Source organism: Tatumella morbirosei (assembly GCF_000757425.2).
GTDB classification, from domain to species: Bacteria; Pseudomonadota; Gammaproteobacteria; order Enterobacterales; family Enterobacteriaceae; genus Tatumella; species Tatumella morbirosei.
The window spans coordinates 997,221-1,013,646 of the sequence record NZ_JPKR02000005.1 but is presented as its reverse complement, the minus strand read 5'-3'; the positions used below and the strand labels follow the sequence as shown (position 1 = coordinate 1,013,646).

The window sequence follows — 16,426 nt, the reverse complement described above, 5'->3', positions numbered from 1 at the left end:
TCGCATGGAAACTGTCTGGAAACGGCCAATTACCCTCGAAGCATTAAATGCCATGGGCAAGGATTGTCTGGTCGGGCACCTGGGTATTGAGTTCACTGTGATTGGCGAACAGCATCTGGAAGCGATAATGCCCGTAGATGAACGAACACGACAACCGTTCGGACTGCTACATGGCGGAGCTTCCGTGGTGCTGGCGGAATCCATGGGATCCGTCGCCGGTTACCTGGCCTGTGAAGAGGGTAAAAGTGTGGTCGGGATTGAAGTGAATGCCAGCCACCACCGGTCTGTTTCCAGCGGGCTGGTTTATGCCAACTGTCACCCATTGCATATTGGCGGGCAGTTACAGGTTTGGCAGACAGAGATCCGCAACAGTAAAGGGAAACTGTGCTGTACCGCCAGACTGACGGTGTCCGTACTCGGCTAAGCCTGTGAAAAGCCGGAGACAAGCTCCGGCATTTAAATGATCAGCCCGCAGATCATGGATCGTCCGGGATCAACGCTGATAAATGATCTCTACACCTTCATCATCATCTTCGTCCCAGTCGTCCCAGTCTTCATCATCTTCTTCAGCCTGAGCATTGTTTTCCAGAGTTTCACGGTGATAGTCGTCCCACATGAACTCGACTTTCTCCGGTTTCTTCTCTTCTTCTTCCGCCTGTTTTGGATTGGCGTTGATGAAGCTCATCACATCCCAGCACAATGCATTAACACCATCGCGGCTTGCCGCAGAGATCAGATAATATTTGTCATCCCATCCCAGAGCATCTGCCACGGCCTTAGCGCGGCTCTCCGCTTCCTGTTTATCCAGCAGATCGGTTTTATTAAACACCAGCCAGCGGGGCTTCTGATAAAGCTTATCGCTGTATTTTTCCAGCTCAGCCAGGATTATCTTTGCATTCTCTACCGGATCTGACTCATCTATCGGTGCCAGATCGATCAGATGCAACAACACACGACAACGTTCGAGATGTTTCAGGAAACGGATCCCTAACCCTGCACCGTCTGCAGCACCTTCGATAAGGCCGGGAATATCTGCCACCACGAAACTCTGTTCGTGATCCATCCGGACGACCCCAAGGCTCGGCACCAGAGTGGTAAACGGATAGTCAGCCACTTTCGGCTTAGCCGCAGAGACCGCGCGGATAAAGGTCGATTTACCGGCGTTAGGCAGCCCCAGCATCCCGACATCTGCCAGCAGCATCAGTTCCAGTTGCAGATCACGCTTCTCGCCCTCTGTACCCATCGTTTTCTGGCGCGGAGTACGGTTAACCGACGATTTAAACCGGGTGTTACCCAGGCCGTGCCAGCCACCTTTGGCAACCATCAGACGCTGCTCATGGCGGGTCATATCCCCCATGGTCTCTCCGGTATCCTGATCGATAATCCGGGTACCCACAGGCACCTTAATCACCACGTCTTTTCCGCGTTTGCCGGTACAATCACGGCTCTGGCCATTCTGCCCACGTTCGGCACGGAAAGCCTTCTCAAAACGGTAATCGATCAGGGTATTGAGGTTTTCATCCGCCAACAGCCAGACATCGCCACCATCGCCGCCATCTCCACCGTCAGGACCACCACGCGGAATGTATTTCTCACGGCGGAAGCTGACACAACCGTTGCCGCCATCGCCTGCGACAACCAGAATTGTCGCTTCATCAACAAACTTCATTTCTCTTCTCCGTCACTCTTGCGCCTGTAAAGACTCCGGCTCTACAGACGGGCCCGCCAGGGTCTGCTCTGCTGACCGGCGGCGGATAATACCGGCATACATGCCCGTATCAGTATTCTGTCTTTTATCTGTCCAGTGTACAGCATTCTGCTGAGGTACGCGGGGGTTTACTATGGATAGGGCAGCAGAATGTAAAAAGCCCCGCACAAGCTGCGGGGCTTTAATTCGTTAAGTCAGGCAACAATTATGTTGCCGGGCCACTCAACCATTACTCAGCGATGATGCTGACGTATTTACGGTTGTCCGGACCTTTAACTTCGAATTTGATCTGACCGTTTGCAGTAGCAAACAGGGTGTGGTCACGACCACAACCTACGTTGTTACCCGCGTGGAATTTGGTTCCGCGCTGGCGAACGATGATGCTACCTGCCAGTACAGTTTCTCCGCCGAAGCGTTTTACGCCCAGACGTTTTGCGTTAGAATCGCGACCGTTACGTGTGGAGCCGCCAGCCTTTTTATGAGCCATTTGTCAAATCTCCTGTTAAGCGCTGATGCCAGTGATCTTCACATCAGTGAACCACTGACGGTGACCCTGCTGCTTACGATAGTGTTTACGGCGACGAAACTTAACAATCTTAATTTTCTCACCACGACCATGAGCCACGACTTCAGCTTTGATAACACCACCTGAAACCAGTGGAGCACCAATGGTAACTTCTTCGCCGTTGGCAATCATCAGAACCTGGTCAAACTCAATGGTTTCACCGGTTGCGATATCAAGCTTTTCCAGGCGAACGGTCTGACCTTCGCTAACTCGGTGTTGTTTACCACCACTTTGGAAAACCGCGTACATATAAAACTCCGCTTCTGCGCTAGCCCTTTCTGAGTAAATCAGGCGGCGCTATAAATATTCACAATAGGGCGCGAATTCTACGCAAATATCACACAGAAGACAAGCCTCGTTTGCAGGGTATTGCAGAAAAAAAACACAGGGCACAGCCGGGTGTTTCCTGTAATCAAAATTCAAGTACAATAGGTGGTATTCGAAGGCCGCTGGCGTCTATTGAAACAGCCGGGAGCCAGCGTTACTGCAGACAGGGAAATTTATTCAGATACAGGATGAAACAAACTATCTGAACACTGTTGCTTAAACGGCCATAAAATGGCCAAAACCGAGTCAAAAACTGAAAAGACGTATGAACTTAGAACAAATTACAGAAATCACTTCCGCCGATATGTCGGCCGTCAATCAGACCATTCTTGACCAGCTGAACTCCGATGTTGCGCTTATCAGCCAACTGGGTCATTACATCGTCAGCGGCGGAGGCAAACGCATTCGCCCGATGATTGCAGTTCTGGCAGCAAGAGCACTCGGTTACCAGGGCGACCAACATATTCTCAACGCCGCACTGATCGAATTTATTCACACCGCCACATTGCTGCACGATGACGTGGTGGATGAATCGGATATGCGTCGGGGAAAAGCCACCGCGAATGCTGCCTTTGGAAATGCCGCCAGCGTCCTGGTTGGCGATTTTATTTACACCCGGGCCTTCCAGATGATGACCAGTCTGGGATCGTTAAAGATCCTTGCCCTGATGTCAGAAGCCGTTAATGTGATCTCCGAAGGCGAAGTGCTGCAGTTGATGAACTGTAACGATCCGGATATTACTGAAGAAAGTTATATGCGGGTCATTTACAGTAAAACGGCGAGATTGTTTGAGGCTGCCTCCCAGACATCCGCCATTTTAGCTGGCGCCAGTGATGATCAGGAACAGGCATTACGGGATTACGGACGTTATATTGGTACCGCTTTCCAGTTGATCGACGATCTGCTGGATTACAGTGCCGATAATACTGCGCTGGGTAAAAATGTCGGTGATGATCTGAGTGAAGGCAAACCGACCCTGCCATTACTGCACGCAATGAAACACGGTAATCCTGAACAGTCAGCAATGATCCGCCAGGCCATTGAACAAGGTAATGGTCGTCACCTGCTGGAGCAGGTTCAGGAAACCATGCAGCAATGTGGTTCTCTGGAATGGACCCGCCAACGGGCTGAAACCGAAGCTGATAAAGCTATTCTGGCATTGCAGGGTCTGCCTGATACTCCGTGGCGTCAGGCGCTAGAGTCACTGGCCCATATGTCTGTTCAGCGCGATCATTAATCTCCCGACGGATCGGTTGCCGACAGGCAAAGGATCCGTGGCCTTTGCCTTTACTCCGGGACGATCGTTACGGATCGCCCTTCCCCTCTTTCCATTCTCTCCATTTATCTGATCCTGCCTGTTTATTTTCAGATGTTTTCAGCCAGCTTTTACCCGGAATTGCGACGGCTGTAGTAAATTCGCGGTTTTAAAATTAATTTTATGAAATTATTGGTCGTTTTTTGATATACCTGTTTCCATAAACGATGTAATTTTATCGCGTTAAATGAAACGATGTCCGGAAGACATCGCTGGCATCTGAAAAGGAGAATAAGATGAATACGTTGAAAAAGGACTGGCACACTGCAGATATCATCGCGGCGCTCAGAAAAAAAGGAACTTCTCTGGCAGCTGTATCAAGAAATGCGGGGTTAAGCTCTTCAACCCTGGCGAATGCATTATCCCGCCCGTGGCCAAAAGGTGAATGGCTGATTGCCAAAGCTATTGATATTCATCCGGCAGAAATATGGCCGAGCCGTTACTATGACCCCATTACTCATGAATTACTCGACCGGGAAAAACTGATGCGCCGGCTACCACGTCATGAGCAGACACAGCCCTTGCCACAGTAACTTTTACCGCCTGAAATAAAACAGGCCCAGGCATCTCTGCCCCGGGCCTGTTGTTTCACGGGAGAAACGATTAGCGATTGATTATTCTACCGCGTGTTCGTCCTCTCCCTTCACGCGTTCAATATGAGCCCCCAGGCTACGCAGTTTATCTTCAATACGCTCGTAGCCACGATCGATGTGATAAATACGATCGACAATAGTCTCACCTTCAGCGATACACCCTGCCAGTACCAGACTCGCTGAAGCACGTAAATCGGTTGCCATAACCTGAGCACCAGACAATTTATCTGTGCCATGACAGATTGCCGTATTGCTTTCAATCTCAGCATGCGCACCCATGCGAATCAGTTCAGGGACATGCATAAAGCGATTTTCGAAAATGGTTTCGGTGATGACTCCGGTGCCTTCTGCCACCAGATTCAGCAGTGTAAACTGGGCCTGCATATCTGTTGGGAAGCCAGGATGAGGCGCAGTGCGGATGTTCACCGCTTTTGGCCGGTGCCCATGCATATCCAGACTGATCCAGTCTTCACCGGTCTCAATATCAGCACCAGCTTCACGCAGCTTAGCCAGCACAGCATCCATCGTATCCGGACGGGTCTTACGACAGACAACTTTACCGCCGGAGATAGCTGCGGCGACCAGGAAAGTCCCGGTTTCGATACGGTCGGGCACCACTTCATAGCTACCGCCCCCCAGACGTTCCACACCTTCAATCGTGATTCTGTCAGTCCCTGCGCCAGTGATTTTTGCACCAATGGCGTTCAGGAAACCGGCAGTATCTGCAATCTCAGGTTCACGGGCAGCATTCTCAATGATAGTTGTCCCGGTCGCCAACGTTGCGGCACTCATGATAGTCACTGTTGCCCCAACACTGACTTTGTCCATAACGATATGGGCACCTTTCAGCCGGCCATCAACCGATGCTTTGACGTAGCCTTCTTCCAGACGAATTTCGGCACCCAGTTGCTCCAGACCACTGATATGCAAATCGACCGGGCGAGCACCAATCGCACAGCCACCAGGTAAAGAAACCTGCCCCTGCCCAAAACGCGCAACCAGCGGCCCAAGGGCCCAGATGGAGGCACGCATAGTTTTGACCAGGTCATAGGGGGCACAGAAAATAGTGACATCGCTGGCATCCAGGTGAACAGCACCATTACGTTCAGCTTTCACACCCAGTTGGCCGAGCAATTTCATCGTGGTATCAATGTCGCGTAATTTCGGAACATTTTTAATTTCAACCGGTTCTTCGGCCAGCAAAGCTGCAAACAGAATCGGTAACGCTGCATTTTTTGCTCCGGAAATGGTAACTTCACCACTTAAACGGGTGGGACCCTGTACTCGAAATTTGTCCATTAACACAGCTCTCAATTAGCATTCATAAAAGGTACTGACCTGCTGGCCCGAATTTCCTGAAGAACAGGTTTAAAAGCCACTCAGTTTACGATCCCGTGCCCATTCGGCAGGGGTATAGGTCTTGATCGATACCGCATGAATACGGTTATCTGCAATATATTCCATGAGCGGGGCATACACTGCCTGCTGTTTTTTCACACGGCTCATAGTTTCGAAAATATCACTCACCGCAATCACCTGGAAATGGCTGCCATCGCCACTCACATGAACTTCGTCCAGCGACAATGCCTGCATCAGGACTGCCTGAATCTCATTATTTTCCATTGCTTTCAGCTTCCGATAATCATAATCAGCGCCTATCTTATTAGAAAGCGACATTATCTTAAATACACAAAAGCCCCTGATTAAATCAGGGGCTTTTAATGTGCAAGGCAGGAATTAACGGCTTTCCTTCGAAGAAACAATAATATGTTGCAGATTATACAGTGCGATTAATGACTGTAATTTATCAGAGATGCCGCTAAATGTTAGCTGAGTCCCCTGACGGCGAACAATATCCTGCAGGTGCACCAGCAAAGCCAGTCCTGCCGAATCCACCCGACTCAGCCCGGAAAGGTCCATTTCAGAAATCCCCTGCATCACGGTATTTCGTTGGTTCCAAAGAGGCAGGAGAGTTTCATGATCCAGCTTGCCGGTCAGTCGTAATGCCGGGGCCTGTTGCTGCCATTGCAGTTCGCTGCTCATCAGTTCTGCTGGCCCAGAGTGATCGGCTGAGCTGCATTAAGTTTTTAACTGTGCAGTTAAGCCATCAATTCCTTTGGTACGTAGCAGACTCCCCCCACTCGTTCTGTTTGGTGGTGATCATACTGATTCCTTCCGCCACCATATCGTAGGCCTGCCATGCACCAGTACGGGTGTTTTTCCGCCACTGGAAGTCAAGACGGACCGGAGGACGACCATTCGGGTCAATAATTGTGACACGGATGGCTACAATATTCGCATCACCCAGAGGTTGCGGGGACTGGATTTGATATGTCTGACCATGGTACATCGCCAGCGCTTGACCGTAGGCTTGTGTCAGGTAATCACCAAATGCCTGATAGTAAGCATCACGCTGTGCCGGAGTGGCCTGGTTGTAGAAGCGTCCCAGCACTAATGCTCCGGCATATTTTACCTGGACATAAGGCATCAGTTCTTCACGAACGATGGTACGCAGATAGTTTGGATCCTGTTTAATTTTTGCCTGCTCATTTTTCAGACGGGAAAAGGTCTTCTCCGCCGCCTGATTCATCAGCGTGTAAGGATTCGTCTGATCCACCTGGTCTGCCGCATTGGCTGCTGCCAGTGGCAGGATAACCAGCATGGCTGCCATCACGAAACGTTTAAATAACATAGAATATCCTCTTAGTGGGTCGGCGCTGCCGCAGAAGAACTGTCAGCACCTGCCGGTGAATGCTTGTCTTTGTCGCTATCGTTATTTTTATAAAGGAACTGACCAATCAGATCTTCAAGGACTATCGCCGATTTGGTGTCACGCAGCGTATCGCCATTCTTCAGGATCGATGAACCTAAATCAGGGTCGTTAAATCCAAGATTCAGCGCCAGAAACTGCTCGCCTAACAAACCCTGAGTACGGATCGCCAGCGAACTGGTATCGGGTATTTTTCCGGCGTAAGTATCATCGATTGCCATAGTGACTTTTGGTGAGAGTGTGCTGTCATCAAGTGAGATATTAGTCACACGCCCAATCACTACACCACCAATCTCCACCGGTGAGCTCACCTTTAGGCCGCCAATATTGTCAAAAGTCGCATACAATTTCCATGTTGGTTCTGTGCCAAAGGATTTCAAATCGGCGACGCGCAGACAAAGAAATAGCGCGGCAATCAGCGCCAGTAACAGGAAAATACCTACCCAGATTTCACTTTTTTTACTTTGCATTGCGTTAATTCCCAAACATCAGTGCTGTCAGCACAAAATCTAACCCAAGGATAGCAAGAGACGAATGAACTACCGTACGTGTCGTCGCGCGACTGATGCCTTCAGACGTCGGAATGGCATCATAACCGTTAAATAATGCTATCCATGAAACCGCAATCGCAAACACGATGCTTTTCACCACACAGTTAACAATATCCATCCGGAAATCGACCGCGCCATGCATAGCAGACCAGAAAAATCCGGAATCAATTCCTTTCCAGCTCACCCCAACCAGTGCACCGCCGGCAATCCCAATGGCAGTAAACATCATGGCCAGTAACGGCATACTGATCACCCCAGCCCAGAAGCGCGGTGCCACGACCCGTCTTATCGGATCCACTGCCATCATTTCCATGCTGGAGAGCTGCTCGGTAGCTTTCATCAATCCGACTTCTGCCGTCAATGCTGAACCGGCACGGCCGGCAAACAGTAAAGCAGTTACGACCGGCCCCAGCTCACGCAATAGCGATAACGCCACCAGCATTCCGAGGCTGGTTTCCGCCCCGTAGGTTTTTAGAACCAGATAACCCTGTAATCCCAGCACCATCCCGATAAACAGCCCCGAGACCAGAATAATCAACAGTGAGAGTACCCCTACACTATAGATTTGTTTCACTACCAGACGACTGTGTTTTGCAAACTCGGGCTTACCCACCAGCGCATGGAACAGCATTAACCCCGCGCGGCCAAATGACCTGCAGCTCTTAATTCCCCAACGCCCTAATGACGCGACTGCCTGTAACAACATGGATTTAGTGCCTCCCGGGACTTAGCAAATCGGTGAGGTAATCACCGGCCGGATACCTGAAGGGTACCGGACCATCTGCATGGCCATCAATAAACTGCCGCACACGCGGATCATCATTCTGGCGTAATTGTGCGGCATCTCCCTGTGCAATAATCTTCTGCCCGGCCACAATATAAGCATAGTCGGCAATACTGAGGACTTCAGGAACATCATGGGAAACCACAATACAGGTCAGTCCCAATGCGTGGTTCAGTTCATCTATCAGCTTAACCAGCACCCCCATAGTAATAGGGTCTTGTCCCACAAAAGGCTCATCAAACATAATTAGTTCCGGCTCAAGTGCAATAGCCCTGGCCAAAGCCACCCGCCTTGCCATACCACCAGACAATTCAGCCGGAGTCAGTTGTTCTGCCCCCCGCAGCCCGACAGCCTCCAGTTTCATCATTACCGTGCTGTGCAACAACTCCGGAGGCAGGGATGTATGTTCCCGCAATGGCCAGGCGACATTGTCATAGACACTGAGATCGGTAAACAAGGCTCCTGACTGAAACAACATACTCATTTTTTTACGAACGTCGTACAACTTACTCCGGGATAAACCAGGAATATTGTCATCGTGAAAGAAAATTTCTCCTTTATCCGGCTGCAGCTGACCACCAATCAGACGTAATAACGTGGTTTTACCTATACCTGAGGGACCCATGATGGCAGTGATTTTGCCTTCCGGCACCGTTAAAGAAATGTCATCAAAGATTTTGCGGGATCCACGGGTAAAGCTCACCCCACGGATTTCCACTAATCCTTCCTGTTGCTGAACCATGTTTACCCCTTGCAGGTGTCCGGGCATTTTAGTTATCTATGATGCCAGCCCGGGAGAAAGCACCTTGTCATTTTTACAGAAAATTACAGGCCGTTTTTGTGTAATTCCGTCATAAAATTTACTTTTGGCTTTTCGACAGTCAAAATCAGCGCTTGTTTACTACTGATCTCTCTTTTCGCTGTAATGCAGTGATTGCTCATTACAGATTTTGGCAAAGGAATTCCCATGCTTGTCGCGATTGTTCTGCTGGTCCTTGGTTTACTGTTACTGGCCTATGGCGCAGATCGTCTCGTTTTTAGCGCATCCATTCTTTGTCGTTCACTGGGAATTCCGCCATTGATCATCGGGATGACGGTGGTGGGAATCGGAACTTCTCTACCGGAAATCATCCTGTCATTGTCCGCCGCAAATCACGGACAACGGGATTTTGCCGTGGGGATTGCTGTCGGGTCAAATATCACCAACATATTATTGATTCTTGGTGGCGCGGCATTACTCAATCCTCTGAAAATCAGCTCGGCATTGTTACGCAGGGAATTACCGCTCATGTTGCTGGTCACAATACTTTGTGGACTGTTGCTGGCTGATAATCTGCTGACCCGTACCGAAGGTATTTGCCTGGTCGTAATGGCGATTCTCTACCTGTGGGGAATTATCCGAATTGCAGGAAAAAGCCAGGCCACTACCGGCGATCAACTCTCACGTGAACAGGTTGCAGAGCTGCCGGGCGAAGATGCCGGTAATACCGTAGCGTGTCTCTGGCTGGGAGTTGCATTGGTACTCTTACCTGTCGCCACGCGAATGATTCTGGACAATGCAATAGTTGTTGGTGACTATCTGGGCATCAGCGAATTAGTGATGGCATTAATTTTCATTTCGATAGGCACCAGCCTGCCAGAACTGGCGACTGTCATTGCCGGAACACTGAAAGGTGAAGGCGATATTGCGGTCGGGAATCTGTTGGGTGCTAACATTTATAATACCGCCATTGTTCTGGGTTTACCGGCCATCGTCTGCCCGGGCCGTATTGACAGTAATGCCTTTTCCCGTGACTACTGGATAATGCTGGGTGTCAGTACCGTTTTTGCGATGATCTGCCTGAAAAAAAACCGCACTATCGGCAGGCTGACCGGTGCATTACTGTTAGGCGGATTTTTGGTCTGGGTTGCCATTCTCTGGGGCTACCCGATGATTAATGATCTTTAAAAGGATTCATCAAAATGTCTGATCAGTCGGCCCTGACGGGTTTTGATTTTAAGGAAGCAGGCAGGAAAGTACTGCGCATTGAACGTGAAGGGCTTGCTCAACTGGAGCAATACATTAATGAAAACTTCACCCGGGCCTGCGAAATCCTGTTCCGCTGCACAGGAAAAGTGGTCGTAATGGGCATGGGGAAATCGGGCCATATCGCACGAAAAATGGCTGCCACCTTCGCCAGTACCGGAACTCCGTCGTTCTTTGTCCATCCGGGAGAAGCCAGCCACGGCGATCTGGGTATGGTCGGACGTGGCGATGTCGTGATAGCCATATCAAACAGCGGGGAATCTCACGAGATACTAGCACTGATTCCGGTGATTAAGCGTCTGAAGATTACCCTGATTTGTCTGAGTAGCCGGCCAGAGAGCACTATGGGGAAAGCTGCTGACCTGCATCTGACGGTGAAGGTTCCTCAGGAAGCCTGTCCGCTGGGACTCGCTCCCACCACCAGCACCACTGCCACCCTGGTGATGGGTGATGCCCTGGCCGTCGCTTTACTCGAGGCCCGCGGTTTTACTGCCGAAGATTTTGCCTTGTCTCATCCAGGCGGAGCATTGGGCCGTAAATTGCTGTTACATGTGAGTGATGTTATGCATTCCGGTGATGAGATGCCTTGTGTTTCACGTCATGCATCTTTACGCGATGCTCTGTTGGAAATCACCCGCAAAAAACTGGGAATGACCGTAGTGACTGAAGACGATATGACTATCGCAGGTATTTTTACCGACGGTGATTTGCGACGGGTTATCGATATGGATATCAATTTCCAGTCAACCACCATCGATGAGGTCATGACACCTGGCGGGATCCGTGTATCTCCGAATATTCTGGCAGTCGATGCCCTGAATGTCATGCAGAGTAAAAATATAACCTCACTATTGGTTGCCGATAACAATCGCCTTGTGGGTGTGATACATATGCATGATATGTTGCGCGCCGGTGTTGTCTGATCAGGAAATAAAGATGAACAATAAACTCCCTATTGATACGTGTTACGGGCCTGTCAGCCCTGCGGTCATAGCCAGTGCCGAAAAAATAAAATTACTGATCTGCGATGTCGACGGGGTAATGTCTGACGGTCTGATTTATATGGGGAATAATGGTGAGGAGCTAAAAGCGTTCAATGTTCGTGACGGCTACGGTATCCGTTGCCTGTTAACCAATAATGTTGAAGTTGCTATTATCACCGGCCGAAAAGCCAAACTGCTGGAAGATCGTTGTCATACCCTAGGGATAAGCCATCTGTACCAGGGACAGTCAGATAAGATTTTGGCCTTTGCCGATCTTATGGATAAACTGTCGCTTCAGGCCGACGAGGTCGCCTATATTGGCGATGATCTGATTGACTGGCCGGTCATGGAAAAAGTGGGCCTCAGCGTATCTGTAGCCGACGCACATCCCCTGATCGTACAACGAGCCGATTATGTGACCCGTATCAACGGCGGCCGCGGAGCAGTACGCGAGATTTGTGATGTTATTTTGATGGCGCAAAATAAATTTGAGGATGCCAAAGGGTTATCGATATGAGTACAAGCAGACGCTGGATTACCCTTCTGCTGGCAGTGATTGCGGTAGTACTGATTGGCTGGAACCTGACAAATCAGGATTCTCAGCCCATATCTTTGGCACAGGATGATCAGAGCCCTACCTATACCACAGCCAGCTCCCACACGGTGGTTTACAACCCTGAAGGCGCGTTAGCTTATCGGTTAGTATCCGATAAGGTATCCTATTTTGATGCATCTCAGGTCAGCTGGTTCGATAACCCGGTGATGACGACCTATGACCAGCAAAAAGCCCCTGCGTGGTCAGTAAGGGCAGATAAAGCCAAATTAACCAAAAACCGGATGCTGTATCTTTATGGGCATGTCGAAGTCAAGGCACTCAATCCAAATGCTAAACTTGAACGTATTACCACAGACAATGCACAGGTGAATCTGGCCACCCAGGATGTGACCTCGGATGATCAGGTGACACTTTACGGGCAAGGATTCCGTTCAACCGGGATGAAGTTACGTGGCAATTTACGGGCCAAAACAGCCGAATTAATTGAAAAGGTCAAAACCGATTATGAAATCCAAAACCAAAACAAATAGCATCAGGTTGCTGTTGGTCGCCACGCTGCTTGGTTGCAGCCTGCCTGTGCTGGCAGTGACTGGTGATTCTGATAAGCCCGTAAATATCACCTCGGAAAATCAGTCAATGGACATGCAGGGTAATGTGGCAACGTTTACCGGGAATGTCATCATCACCCAGGGGACCATCAGGATCACTGCAGACAAAGTGGTAGTGACAAGACCAGGTGGCGACAGCCAGAAAACGCTGGTCGATGCTTATGGCAATCCTGCCACCTTCTACCAGATGCAGGATAACGGTAAACCGGTGAAAGGCCATGCCGCTAAACTGCATTACGATCTGGCAAAAGACCTGGTTGAACTGACCGGCAATGCCTACATTGAGCAGTTGAACAGCAATATCAAAGGCGATCGAATCACTTATCTGGTGAAAGAGCAGAAAATGCAGGCTTATAGTCAGGGCGGCGAACAAAAACGTGTGACCACAACCCTGATGCCTTCTGAACTTCAGAACAATAATAAACCGGCACACCCTAACAAGAGTCAATAACAGTTATGGCGACGTTAATAGCAGAAAATCTGGCTAAAGCTTACAAAGGCCGTCGGGTCGTTGAAGATGTCAGTCTGGAAGTAAAATCAGGCGAAATTGTCGGATTACTGGGGCCTAACGGGGCAGGTAAAACCACCACCTTCTACATGGTGGTGGGTATCGTGCCACGGGATGCCGGAAAAATTATTATCGATAACGATGATATCAGCCTGCTGCCTCTGCATGCCCGGGCGAGATTAGGTATTGGTTATCTGCCTCAGGAAGCCTCTATCTTCCGTCGACTCAGCGTTTACGATAATCTGATGGCAGTATTACAGGTACGTAAAGACCTTAATGCACAACAGCGGGCTGATCGCGCCAATGAACTGATGGAAGAATTCCATATTGAACATTTGCGTGACAGCATGGGTCAGGCACTGTCAGGCGGGGAACGTCGCAGGGTGGAAATTGCCAGAGCATTGGCAGCCAATCCGAAATTTATTCTGCTGGACGAGCCTTTTGCCGGTGTTGATCCGATATCCGTGATCGACATTAAAAAGATCATTGAGCATCTGCGTGACAGCGGCCTGGGCGTACTGATTACCGACCATAACGTCCGCGAAACGCTGGCAGTTTGCGAACGCGCGTACATTGTCAGTCAGGGTAAACTGATTGCCCATGGCACCCCGGACCATATTCTTGCCGATGAACAAGTGAAACGTGTTTATCTCGGTGAAGAGTTCCGGCTCTGACTCTGTTAATGTGTCTTCAATGAAATTTTTTCAGGAAACTCATTCCTCACTATGAAGCAAAGTTTGCAATTCAGGCTCAGCCAACAACTGGCAATGACTCCCCAGTTGCAGCAGGCGATACGACTGTTGCAACTTTCTACGCATGAATTACAGCAGGAACTGCAACTGGCACTGGAAAGTAATCCGTTACTGGAACAGGCCGAAGTTCTTAACGAAGTGGATTCTGAGGAGTCGGGTGAAACTGCATCTCTGGACACCCGTGAAGCATTAGAACAAAAAGATATGCCGGAGGAATTGCCTCTGGATGCGACCTGGGATGAAATTTATACCGCGGGCACCCCTTCCGGCACGGGTACTGATTATCAGGATGATGAGCTGCCGGTCTATCAGGGCGAAACCACTCAGTCTCTGCAGGACTATCTGATGTGGCAGGTCGAACTAACGCCCTTCAGTGATACTGACCGTGCGATTGCCACTTCGATAGTGGATGCCATTGATAATACCGGCTATCTCACCGTTCCACTGGAAGACATTCTGGAAAGTATTGGTGATGACGAACTGAGTATTGAAGAGGTAGAAGCGGTTCTGAAACGGGTACAGCATTTTGATCCCATAGGTGTGGGTGCCCGCGATTTGAAAGACTGCCTGCTGGTACAACTATCACAGTTCAGCCCGGAAACCCCTATGCTGGAAGAAGCCCGGTTAATTGTCCGGCAGCATCTGGATTTACTGGCTAATCATGATTTTCGCAGTCTGATGCGTGTCACCCGCCTGAAGGATGATGTGCTGAAAGAAGCCATGGCTTTTATTCAGTCACTGGACCCGCGTCCGGGCCAGTCTATCCACACCGGTGAATCTGAATATGTGATTCCGGATGTGCTGGTACGTAAAACAGGCAGCCAGTGGACTGTTGAGCTGAATACCGACAGCCTGCCACGCCTACGCATCAATCAGCATTATGCTGCGATGAGTGGCGGCGCGCGCAACGACAGTGATAATCAGTTTATCCGCAGTAATTTACAGGAAGCACGGTGGCTGATTAAAAGCCTGGAAAGCCGGAATGACACTCTGTTGCGGGTTACCCGCTGTATTGTCGAACAGCAGCAGGCTTTTTTTGAGCAAGGCGAAGAGTATATGCGGCCAATGGTACTGGCAGATATTGCCCAGTCAGTCGATATGCACGAATCCACTATCTCTCGGGTGACGACCCAGAAATATCTGCACAGTCCGCGCGGCATTTTTGAACTAAAATATTTCTTCTCAAGCCATGTCAGCACCGAAGGTGGCGGGGAAGCTTCCTCAACAGCGATTCGGGCGCTGGTAAAAAAATTAATCTCATCGGAAAATCCGGGTAAACCCTTGAGTGACAGCAAACTCACCTCTATGTTATCTGAACAGGGGATCATGGTCGCAAGACGAACTGTTGCTAAATATCGCGAGTCTTTATCTATCCCACCCTCAAACCAGCGTAAACAGCTGCTTTGACACCATGAGAAGGAAAGCCTATGCAACTGAACATTACCGGACAACAAATTGAAATAACTGAGGGACTGCGCCAGTTTATTCACACAAAATTTGCCAAACTGGAGCATTACTTTGAACATATCAATCAGGTATATATCGTCCTGAAGGTCGAGAAAGTTCAGCAAATTGCAGATGCAACCTTACATGTAAACGGAGGTGAGCTCCATGCGACAGCAACAACCGATGATATGTATTCGGCCATTGACGGGCTGACAGATAAACTGGCGCGACAGTTAACCCGCCACAAAGAAAAACTGAAACAGCATTAGTTTCAAACTGAGTTATCCCATTAAACAAACAGCAGGCATTGCCTCTCCGTGGCTGCTTTTATCCGCAGGTATTGCTGTTAAGTAACCCGACGGCTAATACTGCGGATAAGTGACCATCTTCGGAAAATGGGCAGTGGAATCTGCAAGCGAAATAATATGAATAGCGATCTGACACTTGAACTTGGCCATGTGCTTACCCTTGAATGTACCCGTAACAACGTACATTGTCAGAGTAAGAAGCGGGCGCTGGAGATAATAAGTGAACTGGCAGCGACTCAGTTGAATCTGCCTCACCAAACTATTTTTGAGACAATCCTGAACCGTGAACGGATGGGCAGCACAGGAATAGGCAACGGGATTGCCATCCCTCACGGTAAACTGGAAGAGGATACGCTCAGAACTATTGGGGTATTGATTCATCTTGAGCATCCGATTCCATTCGATGCAGTCGACAATCAGCCGGTGGACCTTTTGTTTGCGCTGCTGGTCCCGGCTGATCAGTGTAAAACGCACTTACATACCCTATCTCAGGTCGCAAAACGCCTGGCAGATAAAACGGTGTGCCGCCGTTTGCGGGCAGCACAAAGTGACCAGGAACTCTACAGCATCATCATGGAAGAGCAGCAAAGCAGCGACGAAAAACAACAATAAATCAGCCTGTTAAC

Annotated in this window: 21 protein-coding genes and 1 pseudogene; 12 read left to right on the top strand and 10 right to left on the bottom strand. The window is 49.5% G+C overall.

Features of this window, described 5'->3' with window-relative positions:
- Window positions 1-4: 4 nt before the first annotated feature.
- Window positions 5-424, top strand: coding sequence for a hotdog fold thioesterase (locus HA49_RS20355; RefSeq protein WP_038016967.1), 420 nt, complete (start codon window positions 5-7; stop codon window positions 422-424).
- A 69-nt stretch (window positions 425-493) separates the two neighbouring features.
- Here the strand turns inward: HA49_RS20355 and cgtA are convergent, their stop codons facing one another.
- The 3 genes from cgtA to rplU all read right to left on the bottom strand — a co-directional run bounded on the left by cgtA (window position 494) and on the right by rplU (window position 2,522).
- On the bottom strand, window positions 494-1,669 hold the full coding sequence (gene cgtA, locus HA49_RS20350; protein WP_038016884.1) for an Obg family GTPase CgtA: 1,176 nt from the start codon (window positions 1,667-1,669) through the stop codon (window positions 494-496).
- Window positions 1,670-1,937: 268 nt separating this feature from the next.
- Window positions 1,938-2,195 carry a 50S ribosomal protein L27 gene (rpmA, locus tag HA49_RS20345; protein WP_038016882.1) on the bottom strand — a complete coding sequence of 86 codons (258 nt, stop codon included), beginning with the start codon at window positions 2,193-2,195 and terminating at the stop codon, window positions 1,938-1,940.
- Window positions 2,196-2,210: 15 nt separating this feature from the next.
- On the bottom strand, window positions 2,211-2,522 hold the full coding sequence (gene rplU / locus HA49_RS20340; RefSeq protein ID WP_038016880.1) for a 50S ribosomal protein L21: 312 nt from the start codon (window positions 2,520-2,522) through the stop codon (window positions 2,211-2,213).
- Window positions 2,523-2,865: 343 nt separating this feature from the next.
- On the opposite strand from rplU, the gene ispB reads away from it, so the two are divergent.
- Together ispB and HA49_RS20330 are read left to right on the top strand one after the other, a co-directional pair.
- Window positions 2,866-3,837, top strand: a complete 972-nt coding sequence (gene ispB / locus HA49_RS20335; RefSeq protein WP_038016878.1) for an octaprenyl diphosphate synthase — start codon at window positions 2,866-2,868, stop codon at window positions 3,835-3,837.
- A 314-nt stretch (window positions 3,838-4,151) separates the two neighbouring features.
- Window positions 4,152-4,448 (top strand): helix-turn-helix domain-containing protein, encoded by a 297-nt coding sequence (locus HA49_RS20330; RefSeq protein ID WP_038016875.1) that lies wholly within the window; start codon window positions 4,152-4,154, stop codon window positions 4,446-4,448.
- A gap of 81 nt (window positions 4,449-4,529) precedes the next feature.
- On the opposite strand, the gene murA is transcribed toward HA49_RS20330, so the two are convergent.
- From murA to mlaF, 7 genes and pseudogenes are all read right to left on the bottom strand, one after another.
- Window positions 4,530-5,807 (bottom strand): UDP-N-acetylglucosamine 1-carboxyvinyltransferase, encoded by a 1,278-nt coding sequence (murA, locus tag HA49_RS20325; RefSeq protein ID WP_038016873.1) that lies wholly within the window; start codon window positions 5,805-5,807, stop codon window positions 4,530-4,532.
- 69 nt (window positions 5,808-5,876) lie between these two features.
- The gene (gene ibaG / locus HA49_RS20320; protein WP_038016965.1) at window positions 5,877-6,131 is read right to left on the bottom strand and encodes a BolA family iron metabolism protein IbaG; all 255 of its coding nucleotides are present in this window, start codon (window positions 6,129-6,131) and stop codon (window positions 5,877-5,879) included.
- Window positions 6,132-6,245: 114 nt separating this feature from the next.
- Entirely contained in the window at window positions 6,246-6,551 is a 306-nt protein-coding gene (gene mlaB, locus HA49_RS20315) for a lipid asymmetry maintenance protein MlaB (protein WP_038016871.1), read from the bottom strand.
- Window positions 6,551-7,200, bottom strand: a pseudogene (gene mlaC / locus HA49_RS20310) (phospholipid-binding protein MlaC). Before mlaC ends, mlaB begins: the two are co-directional and overlap by 1 nt.
- 11 nt (window positions 7,201-7,211) lie before the next feature.
- On the bottom strand, window positions 7,212-7,748 hold the full coding sequence (gene mlaD, locus HA49_RS20305) for an outer membrane lipid asymmetry maintenance protein MlaD (RefSeq protein WP_038016867.1): 537 nt from the start codon (window positions 7,746-7,748) through the stop codon (window positions 7,212-7,214).
- A 4-nt stretch (window positions 7,749-7,752) separates the two neighbouring features.
- Entirely contained in the window at window positions 7,753-8,535 is a 783-nt protein-coding gene (gene mlaE / locus HA49_RS20300) for a lipid asymmetry maintenance ABC transporter permease subunit MlaE (RefSeq protein WP_038016865.1), read from the bottom strand.
- Between the two features lie 4 nt (window positions 8,536-8,539).
- Window positions 8,540-9,355, bottom strand: a complete 816-nt coding sequence (gene mlaF / locus HA49_RS20295; protein ID WP_038016863.1) for a phospholipid ABC transporter ATP-binding protein MlaF — start codon at window positions 9,353-9,355, stop codon at window positions 8,540-8,542.
- Window positions 9,356-9,580: 225 nt separating this feature from the next.
- Between mlaF and HA49_RS20290 the strand changes: the two genes are divergently transcribed.
- From HA49_RS20290 to ptsN, 9 genes are all read left to right on the top strand, one after another.
- On the top strand, window positions 9,581-10,561 hold the full coding sequence (locus tag HA49_RS20290) for a calcium/sodium antiporter (protein WP_038016861.1): 981 nt from the start codon (window positions 9,581-9,583) through the stop codon (window positions 10,559-10,561).
- Between the two features lie 14 nt (window positions 10,562-10,575).
- Window positions 10,576-11,562, top strand: a complete 987-nt coding sequence (gene kdsD / locus HA49_RS20285) for an arabinose-5-phosphate isomerase KdsD (RefSeq protein ID WP_038016860.1) — start codon at window positions 10,576-10,578, stop codon at window positions 11,560-11,562.
- Between the two features lie 13 nt (window positions 11,563-11,575).
- Window positions 11,576-12,139 (top strand): 3-deoxy-manno-octulosonate-8-phosphatase KdsC, encoded by a 564-nt coding sequence (gene kdsC, locus HA49_RS20280; protein WP_038016858.1) that lies wholly within the window; start codon window positions 11,576-11,578, stop codon window positions 12,137-12,139.
- On the top strand, window positions 12,136-12,708 hold the full coding sequence (gene lptC / locus HA49_RS20275; protein ID WP_038016857.1) for an LPS export ABC transporter periplasmic protein LptC: 573 nt from the start codon (window positions 12,136-12,138) through the stop codon (window positions 12,706-12,708). Before kdsC ends, lptC begins: the two co-directional genes overlap by 4 nt.
- Complete coding sequence (gene lptA / locus HA49_RS20270) at window positions 12,683-13,237, top strand: lipopolysaccharide ABC transporter substrate-binding protein LptA (protein ID WP_038016855.1); 555 nt, start codon at window positions 12,683-12,685, stop codon at window positions 13,235-13,237. The genes lptC and lptA overlap by 26 nt, the downstream gene beginning before the upstream one ends.
- A gap of 5 nt (window positions 13,238-13,242) precedes the next feature.
- Window positions 13,243-13,968 carry an LPS export ABC transporter ATP-binding protein gene (gene lptB / locus HA49_RS20265; protein WP_038016853.1) on the top strand — a complete coding sequence of 242 codons (726 nt, stop codon included), beginning with the start codon at window positions 13,243-13,245 and terminating at the stop codon, window positions 13,966-13,968.
- A 51-nt stretch (window positions 13,969-14,019) separates the two neighbouring features.
- Window positions 14,020-15,453 carry an RNA polymerase factor sigma-54 gene (gene rpoN, locus HA49_RS20260; protein WP_038016851.1) on the top strand — a complete coding sequence of 478 codons (1,434 nt, stop codon included), beginning with the start codon at window positions 14,020-14,022 and terminating at the stop codon, window positions 15,451-15,453.
- A gap of 20 nt (window positions 15,454-15,473) precedes the next feature.
- A complete protein-coding gene (gene hpf / locus HA49_RS20255) occupies window positions 15,474-15,761 on the top strand; it encodes a ribosome hibernation promoting factor (protein ID WP_038016849.1) in 288 nt (95 codons plus the stop codon).
- Window positions 15,762-15,917: 156 nt separating this feature from the next.
- Window positions 15,918-16,412 (top strand): PTS IIA-like nitrogen regulatory protein PtsN, encoded by a 495-nt coding sequence (gene ptsN / locus HA49_RS20250; protein ID WP_038016963.1) that lies wholly within the window; start codon window positions 15,918-15,920, stop codon window positions 16,410-16,412.
- Window positions 16,413-16,426: the final 14 nt, after the last annotated feature.